Below are 22,400 nucleotides of genomic sequence, written 5' to 3' on the forward strand. Positions count from 1 at the left end.
GGGCATGTGCAGTTTAATCTTCACAAATCAGCCACTTCCCGGTCGAGACTTCATCCTGCCAGGCCGAGTCAAGGACCGTGACCCTGGAGAAGGTTTTTCTACAATTGGCTACCCACCAGTCGGTCGAGTTGTTGAAGTAGCTCTGCCATGGACTGATCCAACCCTCGTTCTTCTGCGACCTAGAAACAGGAATCATGTGGAAGCTGCGTTTGGTCACGACTTTCCTGCACTCTTGGAGGAAGGCATGAATTCCCTCTTCTGTGAAGTGCTCCAGCGAGCCGATCGAATAGGCGAAGTCAAAGTGCCCAGCGGGATACGGCAATGCTGTCGCATCGCAACAGGTAAGACGTTCTTTGGCAATGCCGCGTTCGGTGGCCTTGGTCAACAGAAAGTCCGAGATGTCACAGCCGTGAACTTCAATATCCTTCAAGTCTTGCAGCAAGCTGATGACTTTTCCAGTACCGCAGGCTATGTCCAGGACCGTGCCCCGCGCATTGAGCAGTAAGAGCTGTATCTCGTTCCATGCGTTGCCTACGCCCCAAGTCTCGAGGGCCGCTGCCATCGCAGGATCCCAATAAATGTCGAGCTCCTGGGATCCAGCCTTTGCGCCCGCCCTCGAATTGGCTTGCACGCGCCGTTTGATTTGCTTCAACCCCCGCAGCAGCACTGGCGGCAGCGTGTCCTTCAGTACGGTTTTCATATTCATGTCAGACACCACTTCCATCCATTCAAACAGCACACAGTCGTCGCAGGTCGCGTTCATGTTGCATACGCTGCTCCTGTCGATCCGGCACCATGTATTTCAACACCAGAGCATCACCCAAACCGATGTCTGTCTTGCTTTCGACAACGAACCGGGTGCCAAGGCAGGCGGTGCTGACGGTCAGACAACGCAGACTGCCCACGACCGATGCCAGCTCAAGCAACAGCACCTCAACTGGCAGGTAGGCACTGCCGACCGCATCGGCACACCACACCTCGTCGAAGAGCCCGAGAAGCTGCTTCTCCAGAAGCGTCCGCTTGCTCTGATGGTCGCGAGGGTGTGACTTTATCAGCAGCACCGACCCGGGCTCGGGATGCAAGCTGCCTATCCAGTCACGGTAGGCGGATGCTTCTGCCTCTGGCGTCATCAGCCCCTGCTCCGAAAAGTTGCTCCCCAGCAGCACCCACACCGGGCGACCAGCGGTCTTCTGGCGAATACCCTCCAGGGCAGCGCCATCGAGCAACGGGGCGAGGGAGCCGAACAGATCGCGTAGTGTGGTGGCCTGCGTTCGAACCACTTCGCCACCCGGTGGCATACCAAAGGCACCAGGCAACAAAAGGTAGTTGATGTCCACCCGCGGATTGGCCAGAAGGTCCTGCTTCGATTGACGCCATCGGCGTAATCGTGCCGCGACGCGCGACCAAGGGGAGCGCCGGGGGGACATGAACCCGCGCGGCAAGTAGACGCCTACGCTGTCGCCGTAGCAAATGTGGGTGGCCTCGGGGTAGGCGCCGAGCGCGAGCTCATTGCACGCTTGCCAGTCGCGGACGGTGAACACTTCGCCCACCTTTGTCACGCCTGTGACCTTCTGCAGCAGGTCAGCGACTTCGCGTGCACCAGCGCCGCGCTCCGCGGCATTGATCAACTGCTCCAGCACGCGGTCGCCCATCCTGCTAACTGAAGCAAATGAATGCACCAGGGCAGCCATGCGTTCTATGACAAGCGCAAACTCGTCGATCTGGCCCGGGGAAACGGCCAGACCGCAGATCAGCAGATGATCCCGCGATGGTGGTCCATTCGATTCGGTGCTTGCCCGCTTTGCGTGCTCACGAAGCGCCGCTACCGCAGTTACCAACTGCGCGGTTCCCTGGCAAACCACAAGGCGCTCCATCGTGCCTGACTAGCCACGCTGGGCACGCGCAACCCGGAGGCAACGCAATTCCGACTTGAAGTCGCTGCCCATCCGACGAAGGTACGAGGCAAGTGTCCAGCGGTTCCCCTCAAGCAAGTCCTTTCGCGCATAAGCACGAACAAGCGTGAGCTCAATGTCGCGATCTGTGACGTAGCCGGCCTTCCTTGCTTCGTCGAAGTATTCAAACCAGAGATCGCCGTACGGATGGCTGCGGAACTTCCATGGCTGGGTATAGAGGTTCGTGTAATGGATCAGACGCGTGTCCTTGTCGCAGCGGTCGAACTCGTTCCATTGCGGGTCGATGCGTCCGATCTTGAACGGATGATGAGCCAGGAAGCTCGGGCGCATCTGGTGCAGATCGGTGTAGTTGTAGAGCCCGGCTTCGATTTCGTCGAAATACTGGTCAAGCGCAAACCTAGTTTGATTGCAGTCGATCAGCATGACACTCAGCCCCCACTGCTCGTCTGCCTGATTGCCATACGCCGCAGGCTTGGCCAGAAGTTGCCTGTCACCCATCTCGGCGTCGAACAGTTCGCCAATGTCCCCCAACGCAATCATGTCAGAGTCCATGGAGATCGCCCGCCCCCGATGCCCGCAAGCCGCTGGGACCAGGAAGCGGTAGTTGCTGAACTCGGTGACGTTCTGGTACTTGACCTTGAGCGACATGGTCGCGGGTTCGGGTGCATGGCCCTCGCGCTCGATCGTGTTGTGCGTGCCGTTGAAAACACGAATGTCCAAGTCTCGTTGGGAGTTTCGGCGCAGCGAGTACATCAGCACCTTCCGCTCAAGAAGGCTGGCCTCACCCGAGCTGATGAAGACGGTGACCGGTGCGCTGGACGTGGATCCCATATCAAGATGCATCGGTTGGTGTTGTCACCGGCGGCTTGTCACGCCTGCCCAGGATGCGCTTGAGCTTGCTGCGGATGCGCTGGCGCAGTACCAGCAACTGCCCGCGCGTGAGGTGCAGGCGCCAGCGCCGTTCGGTGCGGCGGAGGTAGTCAAGCATGGCGCGACCCGCATTGAGGTCTTCAGGTGCCGACTCTGGCCCCTGCCGGCGGGTGAGCACCGCCCAGAACTCCGGGCTCTGGTTCGCGTCGCGCTGTTCCAGGCTCTCGACCTCGAGGCCCGCGCGGGCCGCCAGCATCCTGAACCCGGCGAGCGAAAAGTTGAAGCGGTGCGCAATGTGCAGGAACAGCCGCAGATCACCGGCCGGAAACGGGAACTCGCTGATGCGGCTCACATCCGGCACGATGATCAGCACTTTGCCACCCGGTGCCAACGCGTCGCGCAGACCCTCGAGCTGTCTCAGTGGGTCCCTGACGTGCTCGAACACGTGGTGCATGTAGATCAACGAGGGAGCAGGAAGTGATTTCAGTGCGGCCAGCGGAGGCCCCCAGTGAAGGGAAAGTCCTTGAGTGCGACCATGGTCAACCAGTTCCTGGCTGTAGTCACAGCCGCTAACCTGGTACCCACCTTCACGCAGGACATCCAGGGCGCCGCCCGCGCCGCAGCCCGCCTCAAACACAAATGCGCCCTCAGGCAGCCAGCCCTTGACTGCCTCCAGAACGCGTTGCCCATACCCCCGCTGTTTGGCAAAGTAGGCCACCCGGTCATCAGATCGGGCGTACATCTGTTGGTAGTGGTGCGTGTAGAAATCGGCAAGCCCGTCATCATCGGGATACGGGTTCGCGCGCAGGGTGCCGCAGCGCGAACACAACACGGTTTCCAGAGGCAGCCCGTAGCGATCGATCGATGAGACAGGCACGTCTGTGCCGGACTGTCCGCAGCAGGCGCAACTGTCCGAGAGCATCCGGTAGCCGTCACCGGACAGCTTGTTGGCGACTGTTGTCCTGATCGCGTGTTGAACGGCCCCCAGTCTGACGGCGGGGCCTGCGTCCCGCGCGAATCGACGAGACAGCAAAGTTTGATCGGGCGTGGCGTTCACGATTGGCGGCTTCGTTTGATGATCACGCCTTGCCCCGTCGTCAGGCAAAGGACCGTGATGCCTTTGGGGTCGCAGTACTCGTCAAGTGCCCTTCGGGCTCCGGGCCATTGCAGATGGGCGTAGTCGTCGCAAACGATGACGCCACCTTCGCGGAGTCGGGGATAAAAGTACTCCAGCGAATCGCGGGTGGGTTCATAGAGGTCCACGTCAATGTGAACAAACCTGTACTGGCGCTCTGGCAGGTTCTTGAAACTCTCCGGAATCCAGCCCTTGTGGTATTCGATGGCGGGGAATTCGCTCAGGGCCTGGCGCACGTGATCGAGGCCGCCATGAAACGATCCCGCACCCATGTAAGCTACCCCAGTGGTGCCCACGCGAGTGTCCTGAATTTGGTCCTGTGCCTTCGGTTCGCTCAGGCCCTCGAAGGAATCAAAGATGTGGAAGTCGCGACCATCGTAGCTGGGGTCCGACTCGCGCAGCGTGTGACAGAACATGAAGCTACCGAGCCCCTTGAAGGTGCCGCATTCGGCAACGCTGCCTTCCATCGAGCGAACCAAACGAAGAAACTGAAGCGTGTTGTACTGCTTCTCGATGCTCTTGGTCTTGCCGTCGGGACTTGCGGTAGCTGCAAGGCCCTTTGCACGAAGCGCGTGATAACGAGCGTCGGCCTCGTACATCATGTTCTTTGCAAAGCGGCCACGGCTGTTGATCCGTCGGATCTCGAAGCCCATCGATCGGGCGAGACCCAGGATGCCATCTCGAATAGCACGGATCATTTCTTCTCGCGGGTGAATATCTGGTTGCGCGCCCAGATGTTGCCATTTCGATACTCTCGCGAGTGCATCGAGACCGGGTGAAGACCGAGCGATGCGAGTCGCCCGATAGCGACCGGCTCGACGCCATCCTCGCCGGCGATCTCAATCAGCAAGGAGCGGAACTCGGGGTGGCTCAGTACGGCCTTGGCGCCGTCCAGAATTCGGTCTTCCAGCCCGTCCACATCAATTTTGATGTGCTGAGGAATCGGGAACCCATGCTCATGGCACAGCCTGTCGATCGTGCAGGCAAAAATGCCCTGAGTACCGCTGCACTCTCGGCGAAACATCGGGTTTTCCGCCCCCAAATTGTGTTGCGAGTCCCCTGGGTTGGTGCTTGTCACGTAGAGCAAATCAAAATGCTCTCGATCGGCGAGTGCCATACAGTAAGGCGTGATCTCGCCGGGCACATTGGTCAGGCAGTTGTTTGCCAAGCCCGCGAAGTTTTGTCCTTCTGGCTCAAAACTGTAAACGCGAACGCCCCGTTTCCCAGCGTAGAGTGAATACAGTCCAATGTTGGCTCCAACGTCGAAAAGCACGTCATCTTTGCCAAAGCCATCGATCCAGTCGAGGGTCTCGGGCTCTTTAGTTTCGTATGTCCGGCATCGCCAAAGTTCCAGCGACGAGCGAACGCCGATGCTAATGTCATGGCCGCGAACCTTGCAGCTCTTTCGAAAGGGGCCGAATACCCGCAGTCGCAGATAGTCAATCCAAGAGATTCCGTACGGCGCGCTCAGCATGATTTAGGTTGACTCAATGTTGACGGTGAGTGTTCGTCGCATGACCTCGCGCGGCCCCCTCATCGGCTGGACAGCATGAAGGGAGTTGAAGGTCTTGACGAAAATGACGCATTGGTTGGGCTCGTAGGGCATTGTTTCCAGCGTCTCCACCTGATCAAAATCCAGATAGCGATTCAGGTGGTTGAAGTTTTCACTGGGGTCCAGCGGGCGCATGAGATCGGTCCCGCCACCCCATGATGGATCCCACTCCCCAGGCTTGACCATGCTCACCACCAAGGTGATGTGCTTCTGGGGCGAGTCCGTGTGCGGGAGGATGTTGCCGCCCGCAGCGCTCATCATTGAAAACTCGAAGCGCGCCCGAAGCTCATTGCGGGACTTCCGGCCCAGCAAGCTGTCGCGCAGCTTGCGCAGGACGCCAACCGCTCCCGATGCATTCAGGCCAAGTTCAATTTTTGATTGGGCCAGTGCGCGCAGGACTTGATCAATGAAGCCTGGACTTTTCACTTCTTTGAAAAGCCGATGCCACTCGTCGCTAGAGCGCAGAAACTTATGGTAGAGGTCTGGATTGTTGACTTCCGATAGTGACCATTTATCTCCGTGGACTTGCATGAAGCGGAAAAAGTCGATGGGGGGAAACGTGTCGACCAGGCGCGCGTACAGATCAGGATCGAAGATATCGCGGATCATTCCGATGGGGTAGGGCTCGTACCTGAAGTGGGCCCGCCCGAGCTTCAACAACTGCTCACCGTCGGTTGGCAATGCATTGGATGTGGGATGCGCGGGCGTGCCCTTCGCGATCGATTCACGCATGTGTATATCCCCAATCTTGTTTGACAAGAATCTGACCGAAGCCAGGATTCAACACCAATCCCCCGGCAAACTCTTCGGAAGGGGTGACCTCAAATTCGAGGGCTCGGTCTAATTTGTCCTCGCTGACACCGCCTATCAGTACGGCCGCAGTCAACCAATAGGTGTCGGCGATCAGCGGCAACCCGGCAGGTACGGCGCAGCGGAAGTGTTGACGTTCGCCCGTGAGGCGCAGATTGCTTTGCGTCCATTCTGTGTACAGCGGCACCATGCGGGTGTCACGGCTGTCACATACGATCAGGATCAGGTCGACCTTTTTGCCCACAGCTTCGGGTGCCGCCGAAACGGTCAGGTTGAAGCTGAATGGCTGCATGGAGGGGATTCTCGGCGTTTTCTCCCCCGCGTCGTTCTCCAAGAAGATGGATTCAATCCTCGCGCGACCAGTGCCACTGCGGTCGTGACGTTCACTCAGGGCCACGCCTTGCCGCCAGGTGTGTGAATAGGCTTCGACGATGCGCCGCGTGTCGCCCGAATCCACGATCCGGCCTCCCGCGAGCAGCACCGCGCGGTTGCAAAGCGTCTCGACCGCCGCCATGTTATGGCTCACGAACAGCAGCGTGCGCCCCTGCTGGCTTACGTCCTCCATCTTGCCGAGGCATTTGCGCTGGAAGGCGGCGTCTCCGACGGCGAGCACCTCGTCAATGATCAGGATGTCGGTGTCCAGATGGGCTGCCACCGAAAAGGCAAGACGCGTGTACATGCCGCTGGAGTAGCGCTTGACCGGGGTGTCCAGGAACTTCTCGACATCGGCGAAGGCGACGATTTCATCAAACTTTCGGTCGATCTCCCGGCGACCCATGCCCAGGATCGCCCCGTTGAGATAAATGTTCTCCCGCCCGGTCAACTCCGGGTGAAAGCCTGTGCCAACTTCAAGCAGGCTGGCCATGCGGCCACGCAGTATGGCCCGGCCTCGCGTGGGCTCGGTCACACGACTCAACAACTTCAGCAGGGTTGATTTTCCCGCCCCGTTGCGGCCCACGATCGCCAGCCGCTCCCCTTGTTCAACTTGCAGGTCGATGTCCTTGAGCGCCCAGAACTCCTCACGCTCGGTCCGCGCGGGCGCTGCCTGGCCAAGCACCGCCCCTTTGGCAGCGCCCACAAGGCGTTGGGCGCCATTGGCCAGCGCATCGCGCAGCGAGTGGTAGCGCGCCTTGTGTTGGTGGGTCAGCAGGTAGCGCTTGCCGAGCCCTTCAATCTTGATGGCAAAGGACATGGGTCAGATGTTGTCTGCAAACGAACGCTCAGTGGCACGGAAGTAGAGCGTACCCGCCACCAAAAGCACCACCAGCACGCTCAATGACAATCCGATGCCGGGCAACCACGGCGTGAAGTTGCTTCCCAGGACCGTCCATCGAAACGCGTCGATCAGCCCCGCCATGGGGTTGAGATAGTACAGTGTGCGCCAGCCCTCGGGGATGAGGCTGGTGCTGTAGGCGACTGGCGAAACGTAGATACCCATCTGCACAATGAAGGGCACCACGTAGCGAAAGTCGCGGTACTTGACGTTGAGGGCAGCGAGCAACAGGCCTGGCCCAAGCGCGGCCAGCACAGCGAACACCAGCACCACCGGCAGTGCCAGCAGGGTCCAGTCGGGGGTCAAACCGTAAAACGCAAAGATCCCGACCATGATCAGCAGTGCGATTGCAAAGTCCACGGCGCAAACCGCCAATGCACTGATGGGGATGACAAGCCGGGGGAAATAAATCTTGCTGACGATCTTCTCGTTGTCCGTCACGCTGCTGGCAGCATCGGACAATCCGGCTGCGAAGAACTGCCATGGCAACAGGCCGCTTAACACCAACAGCACATACGGCGCATTGCCTTCGGATGGCAGGCGCGCAATCTTGCTGAACACGATGGTTAGGATGATCAACGTCAGCAAGGGGCGCAGCAGCGCCCAGGCGGCGCCGATGACCGTCTGTTTGAATCGAACCCGGATGTCTCGCCACGCAAGAATGAAGAGCAGGCTACGAAACCGCCACACTTCACGGGCGTAATGGCTGGGTGAGCTACCGGCTTCTATGACCAGGTCTTGCCGGTGGGAATCGGGGGCATTCATGTTCGGCTATCTTTGGGGCGCGCGGCATTGGAGATGGCGTCGAGGGCAATCGCCTCGTAGGTGCGGCCGAATTGCACCATCCGCTCCGGCAGACGCTGCGCGGCCATTTTGCGTGCCTGTTTCGCCAGCACCGGATCATGCGTTCGCATCGCTGACCGCATTGCCTCGGCCAGCGCTTCGGCGGAACCGCTCTTGAAGAAGCGGCCCAGGTCGGGCGCCTGTTCCTGGTGGACGGGAATGTCCGAAAGGATCATCGGCAGCCCGAGCGATTTTGACTCTTCGACGGTCGTGCTCCAGCCCTCGAAGTTCGACGGATTGATCAGCGCGAGCGCATGCAGCATGAGCGACTGGAGCTCTGGCAGGCTCACGACCCCCAGCGCCCTGAAGCTGTCTTCGATGCCAAGCTGCTTCACCCGGGCCATCAGGCGCTCGTAGTGCTGCGGGTCTCTGTGATCGGACGCCTTGCCGGTTGCCAAGACCAGCGAATCGACGCCCTGCTTGCGCAGCAGGCCGACGGCTTCAATCACCACAGCGTGGTTCTTGTGTGTCCAGAACTGGTTGGGTAGGTGAAAGTAGGGGCGATCGATACCGAAGCGGCTCGCGATGTGCTCGCGCGTCAACGCTGCCGCGGTGCTGTCCGGGCTGGCGACGAAATGCAGTACGCGGGCCTTGTCGATGGCGTGCGGTGCAAACGAAGTGAAATCCTGCCGGGCGTCGTTGCTGCTCAGGATGAGCCGGTGGCTTCCGTTCGTCAGGCGGAGGTACTGCCGGTCTCGCTCGTCGCGTTCGCGCTGCGTGAAGTACTCAGACATGCGAATGTGTTGGAAATCCGGAATCCAGCCGATGGAGGGAACCGTGCTCCTGGTGCCGATGGCGGGCGCGTGAGACAGCGCGTCGATGCGGTGCTTTCGCAGCAACAGTTCCAGCGTGATGTCACGTTGGCAGAGATCGAAGACAACCCTGCTGGCCAACCGCGCCGGGTGCCTGTGCATGACCAGTGGCGTCCGGATGACCTCGACGGCGGGGAAGCCAGACAGGTCGGTTTGCGCCATGGCTGGATGCACCATCAATACGGGTTCGATGCGGCGGCCCGGATTGGCCAGCACAGCCTTGAGCAGGTTGCGCAGGTAACTGAGCCCACCCAGCCATTCGTGCTGGTTGGCCTGCATGAAGAAGGCGATCCGCTTCACGGCGCCCCCGACTTGAACCATTCCACGAAATGCCGCAACTCGGTGTCGAGCGAATGCATGGGACGCCAGTCAAGCGCTTCGGTGCCCTGCATGTCCGCGACGAGGTGAAGTGGGTCACCCGGTCGGCCCCCGCCCGAAAACCGCACATCACCGGTGCCGCCGAAAGCCTGTGCAATGGTTTCGACGATCCGTTGGATGGGCACCCCCACGCCAGTCGCGCCGTTGATGGTCAAGCGGTGCGAAGGGTCCGCCAGGCCGGCCGACAGCAGCAGCCGCGCGGCATCATCGACATGCAACCAGTCGCGCGTTTCGTGTCCGGTTCCGCCGAAGGTGGCTGGTCCGCGCGACAGCTTGCTGCACGCGTCCCATAGAAGCTGCTTGCGAAGCCCGACGCCGTAAACGGAAAACAAGCGAACGATCCCCACCGAGATACCGAAATGGCGGGCATAGGAAAGGCAGAGTTCCTCGGCCATCTTCTTGTGCATGCCGTAGGGGGACACGGGGCACAGCGGCGCATCCACGCCGATGGGCATGTCCCCGGCGTTGCCGTACACGCTGGCGCTTGAGGGAACTACCACCCGGGCAAGGGGACGGTGCAGCCTTGCGTACTCGAGCACGTCGCGCGTGGTAACCACCGTTCGATCGAAATCCTGCGCAGGGTGAGCCATCGAAAAGCCGACAGAGCCGCTGCCGGCGCAATGGATGACGAGGTCCGGTTCTCCGCCATACGACACGAGGGAATCCAGGGTGAGGTCTGCCGAGTGCCATTCGCCCAGGCCCCATTCGCTCCATTCGGCGCGAGTCCATGCACCGTGGCCGATGCCGCGCACCGAATGTCCTGCCCGGGCAAAGGCTCGTGCAACGTGCCGCCCCAGAAAACCGAAGGCGCCCGTGACCAGAACGTTGCGTGGCATCACGTCGCTTCAGCCCGGCCAGCGAGCAGTGCCTGCCAACGAGGCGAAAACAGGCCCTGGGCCTCACCCAGTTGCCGTTGGGTGTTCGTGGAGACGTCGATGACCGGCATGTTCGCCATGGTCGATGTGCGGTCGGCGGGCGCCACAAATGTCAATGAACCGTCCAGCGCGCGGCTCTCGCGGAATCGGGATGGTCGGTCCTGCACCCCGTCGATCCGCTTCAAGATGGAATCTCCTCGATCGTTGCGGACGAAGAAGGCGTTGCTTCCAGCCCGATTGGTTCCGACCAGCGTGTACCCGCGTACGGTGGCGAGATACTGGGCGGCCCGAATCGAAAGACCGTAGTAGAGATTGCTGTGGTGCGCCCGCGAACGGACGAAATCGTGTGTGTACGGAACGGTCAATGGGAGAAGGTCGCCGAAGGCCGAGTTGTACTCGGCGATGATGATCTGGGGGTTGATGCAGTCAATGGCCTCCCAGACCCAGTAGTCGACGCCGTCGATGTCGACGCTGAGGATGCCGACTTCCCCGGTGAAGCCGGCGCCCGAGATGATCGAGTTGATGTTGTCCCGCGTGATGAACGAGGCCACGGCCGTCAGATCGTGGCGCCAACTGATCTGGTCCCGGTGGATGAAATCGATGTGCGTTTCACTGCCATCAATGACCAGGCCGCGCCAGTTGCGGTGCTGCAGCAGAAAGCGGGTGTTCGACTCGAGGTAGTTCTCGACGCCGAACTCAACGAAGGACTCAGGAATTCCCTCCATCTGGTGCACCAGCCATTCGATGATGCCGTCTTCGCCCCATTGCGAGGACACCCGAAACTCGGCGTCGCAGAGGCTGCGCAAACGCTCCAGCCCTCGCACCTGGCGCGCAGCCGTCTCGCCCGCGAGCAGTGCAATGCCTTCCGTGCGCATCTGCGATGACAGCGCCCTCGCGAGAAATCCGTGCGCCTTGCGTTTGATCACTTCAATGGCATTCATGTTCTGGTTCATGCACTGCGCATTTCATGCAATTGCATGTCGCGGTAGGCCAGTCGCAAACCGGCTTCCAGCGACACGGTCGGCTTCCAGCCCATGGCCTGGAGGCGCCCCGAATGCATCAGCTTTCGGGGTGTGCCGTCGGGTTTTTCGGGGTCGAACACGATCCTGTTCTGGTAGCCCACCACCATTGCAATGGCACGCGCCAACTCGGCAATGGTGATGTCCTCCCCGAAGCCGACGTTGATGTGACTGAGCTGCGGTTGCACCTGGCCCGCGTAGGATGCCGCCGGCAGATTCATCACGAAGACGCTGGCGGCGGCCATGTCGTCGACGTACAGAAACTCCCTCCTCGGCGTACCCGTACCCCAGATGGTCACCTGTTGCGCGCCGTCTTTGACTGCCTCATGAAAGCGCCGCAGCAGTGCCGGAATGACGTGGCTGTTCTCCGGGTGGTAGTTGTCGCCAGGACCGTAGAGGTTGGTGGGCATGACGCTGCGATAGTCTCGACCGTACTGGCGGTTGTAGCTTTCGCAAAGCTTGATGCCGGCAATCTTCGCTACCGCATAGGGCTCGTTCGTGGACTCAAGGACCCCTGTGAGCAGAGCATCCTCACGCATGGGTTGCGAAGCCTGTCGTGGGTAGATGCAACTGGAGCCGAGGAAAAGCAGCTTCTGTACGCCGTGCGTGTGCGCCGCATGGATGACGTTGGCCTGCACCATCAGGTTCTGGTAGATGAACTCCGCCGGGTAGACGTTGTTGGCATGGATGCCACCGACCTTGGCCGCAGCCAGGTAGACCTGTGTGGGCTTTTCCTCGCGGAAGAAGGTCTGCACAGCCGCCTGGTCGCTCAGATCCAGTTCGTCGCGGGTGCGCGTGACGATCGATTCTGCAGTGACACCCTGGGCCAGCAAGGCGCGAACAATCGCGCTGCCTACCATGCCCCTATGGCCTGCGACGAAGATCTTTTCGGGGGAAGTCATTTTTCCTTGCTCACTTGCACCGAGAAGCCGTGTTGCCTGAGCAAAGCCAGTTGCCTGGCTTGTTCCAAGTCGTGGTCGACCATTTCCCGGACCATCTCGTCCAGGGTGATTTGAGGAACCCAGCCCAAGTCCTTCTTTGCCAGTCCGGGATCGCCCAGCAGGGTTTCGACCTCGGCTGGCCGGAAATAGTGCGGATCGACCCGAACGACGACGTCTCCCACCTTGAGTGCCGGAGCCTTGTCTCCGTGAATGGCCGCCACCACGGCACATTCGGCTTCTCCCTTGCCTTCAAACCGCAGGGAAACACCGAGTTGTGCCGCAGATTTCGTGATGAACTCTCGCACGCTGTACTGCACGCCCGTGGCGATCACATAGTCTTTGGGTTGCGCTTGCTGCAGCATCATCCACTGCATGCGCACATAGTCCTTGGCGTGGCCCCAATCGCGCAACGCGTCCATGTTGCCCATATAGAGACACGCCTCAAGCCCCTGCGCAATGTGGCACAGGCCGCGCGTGATCTTGCGGGTGACAAAGGTTTCGCCACGCCGGGGACTCTCGTGGTTGAACAGGATGCCGTTGCATGTGTACATGCCATAGGCTTCGCGGTAGTTCACCGTGATCCAGTATGCGTAGAGCTTGGCAACGCCATAGGGACTGCGCGGGTAGAAAGGCGTGCTTTCCCTTTGAGGACTCTCCTGCACCAGACCGTATAGCTCCGAGGTGGACGCTTGGTAAAAGCGGGTCTTCTTCTCAAGGCCGAGGATTCGGATGGCCTCCAGCAGCCGCAGTGTGCCGATGGCGTCGACGTCTGCCGTGTACTCGGGGCTCTCGAAGCTCACGGCGACGTGGCTTTGCGCCCCGAGGTTGTAGATCTCGTCGGGCTGTACCTGTTGAACGATGCGCACCAAGTTGCTAGTGTCGGTCAGATCGCCGTAGTGCAGGACGAAGTTGCGGTGCGAGACATGCGGATCCTGATACAGATGATCTACCCTGCCAGTATTGAACAGACTGGCGCGGCGCTTGATGCCGTGAACCACGTAGCCCTTCTCGAGCAAAAATTCAGCTAAATACGACCCATCTTGGCCCGTGATGCCGGTGATCAACGCCTTCTTGTTCAAACAATTCCCCTGTAAATGCCGGTGATCGGATCCGCTTCGCGGCGTGGCACGATCATCATGCTACTTAAATTCCTGCTGGTGCTATGCGGTGAATGCAGCTACGCATGCGTTTCAGCATCCCGAAGCAATCGCCCGCTCCGGTCTTTTGCTGACAGCTGGGGCTGGACGATGGTTGGCCAGTTGATCGCAAGCGTCGGGTCGTTCCATACGATGCAGCGCTCGCAATCGGGAGCATAGTAGTCCGTCGTCTTATACAAAAAATCCGCGCTCTCGCTCGTAACCAGAAAACCGTGCGCAAATCCAGCGGGGATCCAGAACTGGCGGTGATTGTCTTCGCTGAGTTCAACACCGACCCAGCGTCCGAACGTGGGGGAGTTCTTTCGAATGTCCACCGCCACGTCAAACACACTCCCACGCACCACCCGCACCAGTTTGCCCTGCGCATGCGGCGGCAGCTGGTAGTGCAACCCACGCAGCACGCCTTTGGCCGAACGTGAGTGGTTGTCCTGCACGAAGTTCAGGTCCAGGCCGGTCGCTTCGTTGAACGCCTTCTGGTTAAAGCTTTCGAGGAAGAAACCGCGCTCATCACCGAACACCCTGGGTTCGATGATCAGCACGTCGGGGATGGCGGTGGGGGTGACTTTCATCGTTGCGCCGATTCGTTGAGCAACCGCAGCAGGTACTGGCCGTAGCCGTTCTTCTTCAGAGGTTCGGCCAGGGCCTGCAGCCTGGCGGCGTCGATCCACCCATGCCGCCATGCAATCTCTTCCGGACAGGCGATCTTGAGCCCTTGGCGGTGCTCCAGCGTGGCGATGAACTGGCCGGCTTCGAGCAGGCTCTCATGCGTGCCGGTGTCCAGCCACGCATAGCCGCGCTGCATGATCTGCACGTTGAGCTCGCCCCGGTCCAGGTAGGCCTGGTTGACGGCGGTGATCTCCAGTTCGCCGCGCGCGCTGGGCTTCACCGCCCTGGCAATGTCGACCACCTGCTGGTCATAGAAGTACAGGCCGGTTACGGCAAAGTTGCTCTGTGGTTTCGCCGGCTTTTCCTCGATGCTGCGGGCCTTGCCTTGCGCGTCGAAGGCCACGACGCCATAGCGCTCCGGGTCGTTCACGTGGTACGCGAACACCGTGGCACCGTGGGCCTGCGTGTCGGCGTCGGCGAGCAGCGTCGTGAAGTCGTGGCCGTAGTAGATGTTGTCGCCCAGCACCAGCGCGCTCGGGCTGTTGCCGACGAAGTCAGCGCCGATGATGAAGGCCTGTGCCAGGCCGTCCGGGCTGGGCTGCACCGCATACTGCAGGTTCATGCCCCAGGCGCTGCCGTCGCCCAGCAGTTGCTGGAAGCGCGGTGTGTCCTGTGGCGTGCTGATGATCAACACGTCACGAATGCCCGCCAGCATCAGCGTGGTCAGGGGGTAATAGATCATTGGCTTGTCGTACACCGGCAGCAGTTGCTTGCTGATGGCCAATGTGGCTGGGTGCAGGCGGGTGCCTGAGCCGCCCGCGAGGATGATGCCTTTGCGTTGGGTCATTCGATTCCTTGGGGTCAGAGGATTTCGGTGAGCATGCGCTGCACGCCGGAGCGCCAGTCGGGTAGCGCGAGGCCGAACGTCTCGCGCAGGCGTGAGGTGTCCAGGCGCGAATTCAAGGGGCGCTGGGCGGGCGTGGGAAAGGCGCTGGTAGGCACCCGCGCCACGTCCTGCGCTTTGAGGGGCAGGCTGGGTTGAAGCGTGCGCGCGGTCTCGATCACGAAGCGGGCGTAGCCATTCCAGCTGGTTTCTCCCGCCGCGGCCAGATGGTAGGTGCCTGCGCCGGCCGTACCCCGCTCCGCCTGGGCAATGGCATGGGCCGTCACATCGGCGATCAGTTCGGCCCCCGTCGGCGCACCCCACTGGTCGTCGATCACGGTGAGGCGTTCGCGCTCCTGGGCCAGGCGCAACATGGTGCGCGCGAAATTGCCGCCTCGCGCGGCGTAGACCCAGCTGGTCCGAAAGATCAGGTGGCGTGCCCCGGCCCCGATGATGGCCTGCTCGCCATCGAGCTTGGTCCGCCCATACACGCTCAGGGGCCCTGTGGCGGCGCCTTCGCGCCAGGGCGTGCGACCGCTGCCGTCGAACACGTAGTCGGTGGAGTAGTGCACGAGCAGGGCGCCGGTTTCCCGGGCGGCTTCGGCGAGCACCCCGGGCGAGAGCGCGTTGACCGTGCGCGCGAGTTCAGGCTCGCTCTCGGCCTTGTCCACCGCCGTGTAGGCCGCCGCGTTGACGATCACGTCCGGGCGGTGCCGGAGCACCGTGGCGCGCAGCCCATCCGGCTCGGTGAGGTCGCCACAGCCACCGTCGGCATCGCCGCTGTGGCGGTCCAGCGCGATCAGCACGCCCAGCGGCGCCAGGCTGCGCTGCAGCTCCCAGCCCACCTGGCCATTCTTGCCGAGCAGCAGGATCTTCATGCGGTGGCCGGCGCCCCGTATTGCGTCTGCACCCATTGCCGGTAGGCGCCGCTCTGCACGTGGGCAACCCAGTCGGGGTGGTCCAGGTACCACTGGACGGTTTTGCGGATGCCGGTTTCGAAGGTCTCGGCCGGCTTCCAGCCCAGTTCGGCTTCCAGCTTGCGCGCGTCGATCGCGTAGCGCCGGTCGTGTCCCGGGCGGTCCTTCACATGGGTGATCTGCGTGGTGTAGGAGGCGCCGTCGGCGCGCGGGCGCAACTCGTCGAGCAGGGCGCAGATGGTGTGCACGATCTCGATGTTGGGCTTCTCGTTCCAGCCACCCACGTTGTAGGTCTCGCCCACGCGGCCAGCCTCCAGCACGCGGCGGATCGCACTGCAGTGATCGGTCACGTACAGCCAGTCGCGCACCTGCATGCCGTCGCCATACACCGGCAGGGCCTTGCTCGCCAGCGCGTTGACGATCATCAGCGGGATCAGCTTCTCGGGGAAGTGGAAGGGGCCGTAGTTGTTGCTGCAGTTGGTGGTGAGCACCGGCAGGCCGTGGGTGTGGTGCCAGGCGCGCACCAGGTGGTCGCTCGCTGCCTTGCTGGCGCTGTAGGGGCTGTTGGGCTCCGTGCGGTGCGTCTCGGTGAAGGCGGGCTCGTTGGGCGCGAGGCTGCCATACACCTCGTCGGTGCTCACGTGAAGGAAGCGGAAGGCGGCCTTGTCGGCATCCGGCAGGCCGGACCAGTGCGCGCGCACGGCCTCGAGCAGGCGGTAGGTGCCCACGATGTTCGTCTGGATGAAGTCCTCAGCGCCGTGGATGGAGCGGTCCACATGGCTTTCGGCGGCGAAGTTGACTACTGCGCGCGGCTGGTGTTCGGCAAGCAACCGGCCTACCAGGGCGCCGTCGCCAATGTCACCCTGCACGAACACGTGGCGGGCGTCCCCCCGCAGGCTGGCCAGCGTCTCCAGGTTGCCGGCGTAGGTCAGCTTGTCCAGATTGAGCACGGGCTCGTCATGCTGCGCCAGCCAGTCAAGCACGAAGTTGGCGCCGATGAAGCCGGCGCCGCCAGTGACGAGAATCATGAGTTCCCCTTGTGGTGTGGGTCTTCGGGCGCCGCCCTCGACGCCCTGCCCACTGCATTATCTGCGGTCCACCGGCGCCGCCGGCAGACCCCCCATCTCATCGATTCAGTGACCGTGCGCCACGGTCTCGCCGGCCTTGAGGCGGTACACCGTGCCGCAGTAGGGGCACTTCGCCTCGCCGGTGGCGGCCACATCCAGATAGACCTTGGGGTGGCTGTTCCACAGCTTCATGTCGGCCAGCGGGCTGGGGCAGAACACGCCACCATGGGCGTTGAGGTCGGAGGCCTTGAGTTCGACGGTGGCTTTGCTCATGGCGTGCTCCTCAGACCTTGGCCAGCCAGTGGGCGTACTTCGGATTGCGGCCATTGACGATGTCGAAGAAGGCGCTCTGGATCTTCTCGGTGATCGGCCCGCGCGTGCCCACGTAGTCGCCCTTGCCGAGTTCGATGCGATCGAGCTCGCGGATCGGGGTGACCTCGGCCGCCGTGCCGGTGAAGAAGGCTTCGTCGGCGATGTAGACCTCGTCGCGCGTGATGCGCTTCTGCACGATCTCCAGGCCGAGGTCTTTGGCGATGTGGAACACGGTGTTGCGCGTGATGCCATTGAGCGCGCCGGCCGAGAGGTCGGGCGTGTAGATCACGCCGCTCTTGATCACGAAGATGTTCTCGCCCGCGCCCTCGCTCACGAAGCCGCTGGAGTCCAGCAACAGGGCCTCGTCGTAGCCGTCGTCGAGCGCTTCCATGTTGGCCAGGATGCTGTTGCTGTAGTTGCTCACTGCCTTGGCCTGCGTCATGGTGATGTTGACGTGGTGGCGGGTGTAGCTGCTGGTCTTGACGCGGATGCCGCGCTTGAGGCCTTCGTCGCCCAGGTAGGCGCCCCAGGCCCAGGCTGCGACCATCAGGTGGATGGTGTTGCCCCGGGGGGAGACGCCCAGCTTCTTGTCGCCGATCCAGGTCAGCGGGCGGATGTAGCAGCTTTCCAGCTTGTTGTCGCGCACCACGGCCTTCTGGGCTTCGTTCACCTCGTCCTGCGTGAACGGGATCTTCATGCGCAGGATCTTGGCGCTGTTGAACAGGCGCTCCGTGTGTTCCTCCAGCCGGAAGATCGCCGTACCGCCCTGGGTGTTGTAGGCGCGCACCCCCTCGAAGGCGCCGCAGCCGTAGTGCAGGGTGTGGGTCAGCACGTGGATCTTGGCGTCGCGCCAGTCCACCATCTGGCCATCCATCCAGATCTTGCCGTCGCGGTCGGACATCGAGGGAACGATGGAGCTCATGGGGGTCCTTGGGTTGTTTGTCTGCGGCAGACCGGCTGCCAAACCCGCGATTTTACGGCGTCGGACCACCCGCTTGCGGTGCCACCGGATCGGCATCTGCCGGGGCCGGGCGGTCCAGTTTCCAGCGCTGCAGCTTGCCGTCCTGGAAGTCGGCTGTCACAAAGGAGTCGCCGTTGTCCCGCCAGCGGTAGACCTCGGGCTGCACGTTTTCATCCGACAGCCGCTCGCCCAGCGAGCGCGTCATGGCCACCACGTGCATCAGCGTCACGCCCGGGCGCAATTTGGCGTTGAGCATGACCGCGCTGTCCACATAGCCGATGGGGCGGTGGGCGGCGCGCTGGAGAATCGTCATGAGGCGCGTGAAATGCAGCAGCAGCCACATGAGCAAGCCGCCACCGGCCGCCGCCAGGCCGGGCCACCCATAGGCGCGGTGCGACATGTAGAGCAGGGCGGCGCAGCCCGCGAGAACGAAGATTTTCTGGAATCGCATGGGGGCATTGTCGGTGCCGGCAGCGCCCGCGGTCCTGCGGCTTGTACGGATGGACGGGCGCCGGTGCCGCTCAGGCCAGGCTGCGCGCGAGCTCCATGGCCTCCTCGATGCGGTCCACGCCGTGCACGGTGAGGCCTTCGAACGCCTTGTCGTTCTTCTTCGGCAGGTTGGCCTTGGGCACCACCGCCACGCTGAAGCCCAGCTTGGCCGCCTCCTTCAGGCGCTCCTGGCCACGCGGGGCAGGCCGCACTTCGCCGGCGAGACCGACCTCGCCGAAAGCCAGAAAACCCTTGGGCAGCGGCCTGCCGCGCAGGCTGGAGGTGATCGCCAGCATCACCGCCAGGTCGGCTGCCGGTTCGCTGATGCGCACACCGCCCACGGCATTGACGAACACGTCCTGGTCCATGCAGGCCACGCCAGCGTGGCGGTGCAGCACCGCCAGCAGCATGGCCAGCCGGTCGCGTTCCAGGCCCACGCTCAGGCGGCGGGGCGACGGCCCGCCGCTGTCCACCAGCGCCTGGATCTCCACCAGCATGGGCCGCGTGCCCTCCAGCGTCACCATCACGCAGCTGCCCGGCACCGGTTCACTGTGTTGCGACAGGAAGATCGCGCTCGGGTTGCTCACGCCCTTGAGGCCCTTCTCCGTCATGGCGAAAACGCCGATCTCGTTGACCGCGCCAAACCGGTTCTTGATCGCGCGGATCAGGCGGAAGCTGCTGTGCGTGTCGCCCTCGAAGTACAGCACGGTGTCCACCATGTGCTCCAGCACGCGCGGTCCGGCCAGCGCGCCTTCCTTGGTGACGTGCCCCACCAGCACGATGGCCGTGCCACTGGCCTTGGCCGCGCGCGTCAGGTGCGCCGCGCACTCGCGCACCTGCGCCACCGAGCCCGGCGCGGACGTGAGCTGTTCGGAGTACACCGTCTGTATCGAGTCGATCACCGCGATCGCGGGCCGTGTCGCCTCCAGCGTGGCCAGGATCTTCTCCAGCTGGATCTCGGCCAGCACGCTGACCTGGGAACCGTCCAGCCCGAGCCGGCGCGCGCGCAGCGCCACCTGGGCGCCGCTTTCTTCCCCGGTGACGTAGAGCGTCTTGAGTCCGGCGCGCTGCAGCGAATCCAGCGCCTGCAGCAGCAGGGTGGACTTGCCGATGCCCGGGTCGCCGCCGATCAGCACCACACCGCCTTCGACGATGCCGCCCCCCAGCACCCGGTCCAGTTCGTCGTGGCCCGTGGGCGTGCGCTGCACGTCGGTGGCGTCGATGTCGGCCAGCGCCGTCACCTCCGCCGTCTTCGCCAGCGAGGCAAAACGGTTCTTCGACGGGGAGGCCGCCTCCGCCACGGTTTCGACCAGCGTGTTCCAGGCGTTGCAGTGCGGGCATTTGCCCAGCCACTTGGGGCTGCTGCCGCCGCATTCGCTGCAGGTGTATTGGGTTTTGTCTTTGGCCATGTTGCCGGGCAATATAGTCGAGAGCCCATGCCATCAAGCCCGAACGATGCCACCGCCCTGCGCGTGCTGCCGCCCTCCGCGCAGCCCCTGTCGGCCGCCGCGCGCGCCTACAACCTGCAGCTCGCCCGCATCGACAAGCTGCGCAGCCAGCTCGCCGAGCTCGACACCCTGGGCCAGTTGCACCGGCAGGCACTGCACACCGCGGTCGACCCGTTGCGGCGGCAGCTCACGCAGGCGCAACGCGACCTGGCGTTCGCGCTGGACGAACACCTGCGAGGCAAGGTGCTGAGCCGCGCGCAGGCCGAGACCGCACGCACCGTGCTGTGCCGCTGGGCGCGCACCCTGGCCGAAGACGGCGACGCCGCGATGCGCGAGCTGCACGACCGCCACAGCCCGCGCCCGCTGGCCCGGCTGAAACAGGACGAGGCCGACGCCCTGCGCCAGCGCCTGGAAGCGGTGCTGGGCGAACCGCTGCAGGACGATGGGCAGGGCCTGAGCGCCGAACAGCTGCTGCGCGCCGGCATGGAGCGCCTGCGCCGATCACAGGACGAAGCACAGGAGCGCAAGCGCACCGCCGCACAGGCGAAGCGCGCGCGCAAGAAGCCCGGGGTGGTCGAACGCCAGACCGCCGGGCAGCTTGAGGCCGACACCCTGCTGCGCCGCCTGTTCCGCCAACTCGCCAGCGCCATGCACCCGGACCGCGAGACCGACCCGAAGGCGCGCCTGGCCAAGACCGCGCTGATGAGCGAGGCCAACGCCGCATATGAAAAGCGCGACCTCGTCACGCTGCTGCAGATACAGGGCCGCGCGGAACTGGCAGCCCCGGAGGCGGTGCACCAGCTGTCTGACCAGCGCCTGGCCTCGCTGACGCTTTTGTTGAAGGCCCAGGTGGCCGAGTTGGAACGTGAGCGCGCGGCGCGGCAAAACGCCCTGGCGGATGAGTTCGACCTGCCCGAGGGCGTCTCATCCAACGCCAACACCTTGTTGCAAAACCGGATCGATCAGACCCGTGCGCTGGAAGCCGCTCTGGCGCAGCTCGCAGACGACCGGGCGCAGCTTGAAGAACCCGCGCGGCTCAAGCGCTGGCTCAATGCGCAGCGGGACCTGAGCGCAAGCCCTGCACCAGCTCGCGCGTGAGCTCGGCCGCCGGCACCTCCCGGCAACCGCTGGCGTTCTGTCCCGACCACAGCGGTGAGAAGTCGCCGCTGCCCCTGGCTTCCCAGTGCGCGCGCAGCGGCGCCATGGCCGCCGTGGCCAGGGGGAAATGCGGGGCCGCCGGGTTCATGGGGCCGAGTTCGCGCATCACCTTGTTGACGATGCCGCGCGCGGGGCGGCCGGTGAACACGCGGGTGAGGGCGGTGTGGTGGGCCGCATCGCTCTGCAGCGCGGCGCGGTGCACCGCGCTGGTGGTGGCTTCGGGGCAGCACAGGTAGGCCGTGCCCACCTGCACGCCCGAGGCGCCCAGCGCCATGGCGGCGGCCACGCCGGTGGCGTCGGCAATGCCGCCGGCCGCGATCACCGGCACGCTCACGGCGGCCACCACCTGCGGCAGCAGCGCAAAGGTGCCCATCTGCTCGGTGATGTCGTCGCTGAGGAACATGCCGCGGTGGCCACCGGCCTCCACGCCCTGGGCAATGATGGCGTCCACGCCGAAGGCCTCGAGCCAGCGCGCCTCCTCCACCGTGGTGGCCGACGACAGCACCACACTGCCCCAGCCTTTCACGCGCTCGAGCAGGTCGATGTCGGGCAGGCCGAAGTGAAAGCTCACCACCTTCGGCCGGAAGCGCTCCAGCAGGTCGGCCGCGGCGCGGTTGAACGGCACGCGCCCAGGGCCGGCAGGCACGGCGTCGATGTCCAGCCCGGCCTGCTCGTAAAAGGGCGCGAGCCAGAAGCGCCAGGCGGCTTCGCGGGCCTCGTCGGGCTCTGGTGGCGTATGGCAGAAGAAGTTGACGTTGTAAGGCCGCTGCGTGCCGGCGGCCAGTGCGGTCAGCTCGCGTTCGAGCGCGTCGGGCGCGAGCATGGCGCAGGGCAGCGAGCCCAAGGCCCCCGCGTTGCTCACCGCCACCGCCAGGGCCGCGCCCTGCACACCCGCCATGGGCGCCTGGATCAAGGGATGTTCGGTGCCGAGCAGGGTGGTGAGTGCATTCATAAGCGCGCATTCTCACCGGGACACCCCAC

At 63.2% G+C, this 22,400-nt stretch carries 24 protein-coding genes; 1 reads left to right on the plus strand and 23 read right to left on the minus strand.

All coding sequences use genetic code 11. From position 1 onward, the window contains the following. Nucleotides 1-13: 13 nt before the first annotated feature. The 22 genes from AB7P10_RS17450 to radA all read right to left on the minus strand — a co-directional run bounded on the left by AB7P10_RS17450 (nt 14) and on the right by radA (nt 20,222). Entirely contained in the window at nt 14-763 is a 750-nt protein-coding gene (locus AB7P10_RS17450) for a class I SAM-dependent methyltransferase (protein ID WP_428295128.1), read from the minus strand. Next, on the minus strand, nt 729-1,874 hold the full coding sequence (locus tag AB7P10_RS17455) for a polysialyltransferase family glycosyltransferase (protein WP_428295129.1): 1,146 nt from the start codon (nt 1,872-1,874) through the stop codon (nt 729-731). Before AB7P10_RS17455 ends, AB7P10_RS17450 begins: the two co-directional genes overlap by 35 nt. A 9-nt stretch (nt 1,875-1,883) precedes the next feature. Then, nucleotides 1,884-2,744: a hypothetical protein gene (locus tag AB7P10_RS17460; protein ID WP_428295130.1), complete on the minus strand. Its 861-nt coding sequence runs from the start codon at nt 2,742-2,744 to the stop codon at nt 1,884-1,886. Nucleotide 2,745: 1 nt separating this feature from the next. After that, nucleotides 2,746-3,840: a methyltransferase domain-containing protein gene (locus AB7P10_RS17465; protein ID WP_428295131.1), complete on the minus strand. Its 1,095-nt coding sequence runs from the start codon at nt 3,838-3,840 to the stop codon at nt 2,746-2,748. Further along, entirely contained in the window at nt 3,837-4,616 is a 780-nt protein-coding gene (locus AB7P10_RS17470; protein ID WP_428295132.1) for a TylF/MycF/NovP-related O-methyltransferase, read from the minus strand. Before AB7P10_RS17470 ends, AB7P10_RS17465 begins: the two co-directional genes overlap by 4 nt. Further along, nucleotides 4,613-5,392 carry an FkbM family methyltransferase gene (locus tag AB7P10_RS17475; RefSeq protein ID WP_428295133.1) on the minus strand — a complete coding sequence of 260 codons (780 nt, stop codon included), beginning with the start codon at nt 5,390-5,392 and terminating at the stop codon, nt 4,613-4,615. Before AB7P10_RS17475 ends, AB7P10_RS17470 begins: the two co-directional genes overlap by 4 nt. A gap of 3 nt (nt 5,393-5,395) precedes the next feature. Beyond that, nucleotides 5,396-6,202 carry a hypothetical protein gene (locus AB7P10_RS17480; RefSeq protein ID WP_428295134.1) on the minus strand — a complete coding sequence of 269 codons (807 nt, stop codon included), beginning with the start codon at nt 6,200-6,202 and terminating at the stop codon, nt 5,396-5,398. Then, nucleotides 6,195-7,472 carry an ABC transporter ATP-binding protein gene (locus tag AB7P10_RS17485; protein ID WP_428295135.1) on the minus strand — a complete coding sequence of 426 codons (1,278 nt, stop codon included), beginning with the start codon at nt 7,470-7,472 and terminating at the stop codon, nt 6,195-6,197. The genes AB7P10_RS17480 and AB7P10_RS17485 overlap by 8 nt, the downstream gene beginning before the upstream one ends. Nucleotides 7,473-7,475: 3 nt before the next feature. After that, complete coding sequence (locus tag AB7P10_RS17490) at nt 7,476-8,318, minus strand: ABC transporter permease (RefSeq protein WP_428295136.1); 843 nt, start codon at nt 8,316-8,318, stop codon at nt 7,476-7,478. Then, nucleotides 8,315-9,508 carry a glycosyltransferase family 4 protein gene (locus AB7P10_RS17495; protein ID WP_428295137.1) on the minus strand — a complete coding sequence of 398 codons (1,194 nt, stop codon included), beginning with the start codon at nt 9,506-9,508 and terminating at the stop codon, nt 8,315-8,317. The genes AB7P10_RS17490 and AB7P10_RS17495 overlap by 4 nt, the downstream gene beginning before the upstream one ends. Then, complete coding sequence (locus AB7P10_RS17500; protein ID WP_428295138.1) at nt 9,505-10,422, minus strand: NAD-dependent epimerase/dehydratase family protein; 918 nt, start codon at nt 10,420-10,422, stop codon at nt 9,505-9,507. The genes AB7P10_RS17495 and AB7P10_RS17500 overlap by 4 nt, the downstream gene beginning before the upstream one ends. Next, nucleotides 10,422-11,414: a hypothetical protein gene (locus AB7P10_RS17505; RefSeq protein ID WP_428295139.1), complete on the minus strand. Its 993-nt coding sequence runs from the start codon at nt 11,412-11,414 to the stop codon at nt 10,422-10,424. Before AB7P10_RS17505 ends, AB7P10_RS17500 begins: the two co-directional genes overlap by 1 nt. Then, complete coding sequence (gene fcl, locus AB7P10_RS17510) at nt 11,411-12,382, minus strand: GDP-L-fucose synthase (protein WP_428295140.1); 972 nt, start codon at nt 12,380-12,382, stop codon at nt 11,411-11,413. The genes AB7P10_RS17505 and fcl overlap by 4 nt, the downstream gene beginning before the upstream one ends. Further along, the gene (gene gmd / locus AB7P10_RS17515; RefSeq protein ID WP_428295141.1) at nt 12,379-13,500 is read right to left on the minus strand and encodes a GDP-mannose 4,6-dehydratase; all 1,122 of its coding nucleotides are present in this window, start codon (nt 13,498-13,500) and stop codon (nt 12,379-12,381) included. The genes fcl and gmd overlap by 4 nt, the downstream gene beginning before the upstream one ends. 98 nt (nt 13,501-13,598) lie before the next feature. Then, nucleotides 13,599-14,147: a dTDP-4-dehydrorhamnose 3,5-epimerase gene (rfbC, locus tag AB7P10_RS17520; protein WP_428295142.1), complete on the minus strand. Its 549-nt coding sequence runs from the start codon at nt 14,145-14,147 to the stop codon at nt 13,599-13,601. Next, entirely contained in the window at nt 14,144-15,031 is an 888-nt protein-coding gene (gene rfbA / locus AB7P10_RS17525; RefSeq protein WP_428295143.1) for a glucose-1-phosphate thymidylyltransferase RfbA, read from the minus strand. The genes rfbC and rfbA overlap by 4 nt, the downstream gene beginning before the upstream one ends. Before the next feature lie 14 nt (nt 15,032-15,045). Next, nucleotides 15,046-15,945, minus strand: a complete 900-nt coding sequence (rfbD, locus tag AB7P10_RS17530; RefSeq protein WP_428295144.1) for a dTDP-4-dehydrorhamnose reductase — start codon at nt 15,943-15,945, stop codon at nt 15,046-15,048. Beyond that, on the minus strand, nt 15,942-17,012 hold the full coding sequence (rfbB, locus tag AB7P10_RS17535; RefSeq protein ID WP_428295145.1) for a dTDP-glucose 4,6-dehydratase: 1,071 nt from the start codon (nt 17,010-17,012) through the stop codon (nt 15,942-15,944). Before rfbB ends, rfbD begins: the two co-directional genes overlap by 4 nt. A gap of 105 nt (nt 17,013-17,117) precedes the next feature. Next, the gene (locus tag AB7P10_RS17540) at nt 17,118-17,324 is read right to left on the minus strand and encodes a zinc-finger domain-containing protein (RefSeq protein WP_428295146.1); all 207 of its coding nucleotides are present in this window, start codon (nt 17,322-17,324) and stop codon (nt 17,118-17,120) included. A gap of 10 nt (nt 17,325-17,334) precedes the next feature. After that, the gene (locus tag AB7P10_RS17545) at nt 17,335-18,285 is read right to left on the minus strand and encodes a branched-chain amino acid transaminase (RefSeq protein ID WP_428295147.1); all 951 of its coding nucleotides are present in this window, start codon (nt 18,283-18,285) and stop codon (nt 17,335-17,337) included. 52 nt (nt 18,286-18,337) lie between these two features. Beyond that, nucleotides 18,338-18,775: a glycerate kinase gene (locus AB7P10_RS17550; RefSeq protein WP_428295148.1), complete on the minus strand. Its 438-nt coding sequence runs from the start codon at nt 18,773-18,775 to the stop codon at nt 18,338-18,340. A gap of 70 nt (nt 18,776-18,845) precedes the next feature. Next, entirely contained in the window at nt 18,846-20,222 is a 1,377-nt protein-coding gene (gene radA, locus AB7P10_RS17555; protein ID WP_428295149.1) for a DNA repair protein RadA, read from the minus strand. Nucleotides 20,223-20,249: 27 nt separating this feature from the next. Here radA and AB7P10_RS17560 point away from each other — a divergent pair, with 27 nt between their 5' ends. Then, the gene (locus AB7P10_RS17560; RefSeq protein ID WP_428295150.1) at nt 20,250-21,359 is read left to right on the plus strand and encodes a hypothetical protein; all 1,110 of its coding nucleotides are present in this window, start codon (nt 20,250-20,252) and stop codon (nt 21,357-21,359) included. Here AB7P10_RS17560 and AB7P10_RS17565 read toward each other — a convergent pair. Continuing rightward, nucleotides 21,310-22,371, minus strand: coding sequence for an NAD(P)H-dependent flavin oxidoreductase (locus AB7P10_RS17565; RefSeq protein WP_428295151.1), 1,062 nt, complete (start codon nt 22,369-22,371; stop codon nt 21,310-21,312). The genes AB7P10_RS17560 and AB7P10_RS17565 overlap by 50 nt on opposite strands. Nucleotides 22,372-22,400 lie beyond the last annotated feature (29 nt).

Origin of the sequence: Hydrogenophaga sp. (genome assembly GCF_050182545.1) — a bacterium.
Classification (GTDB): domain Bacteria; phylum Pseudomonadota; class Gammaproteobacteria; order Burkholderiales; family Burkholderiaceae_C; genus Hydrogenophaga.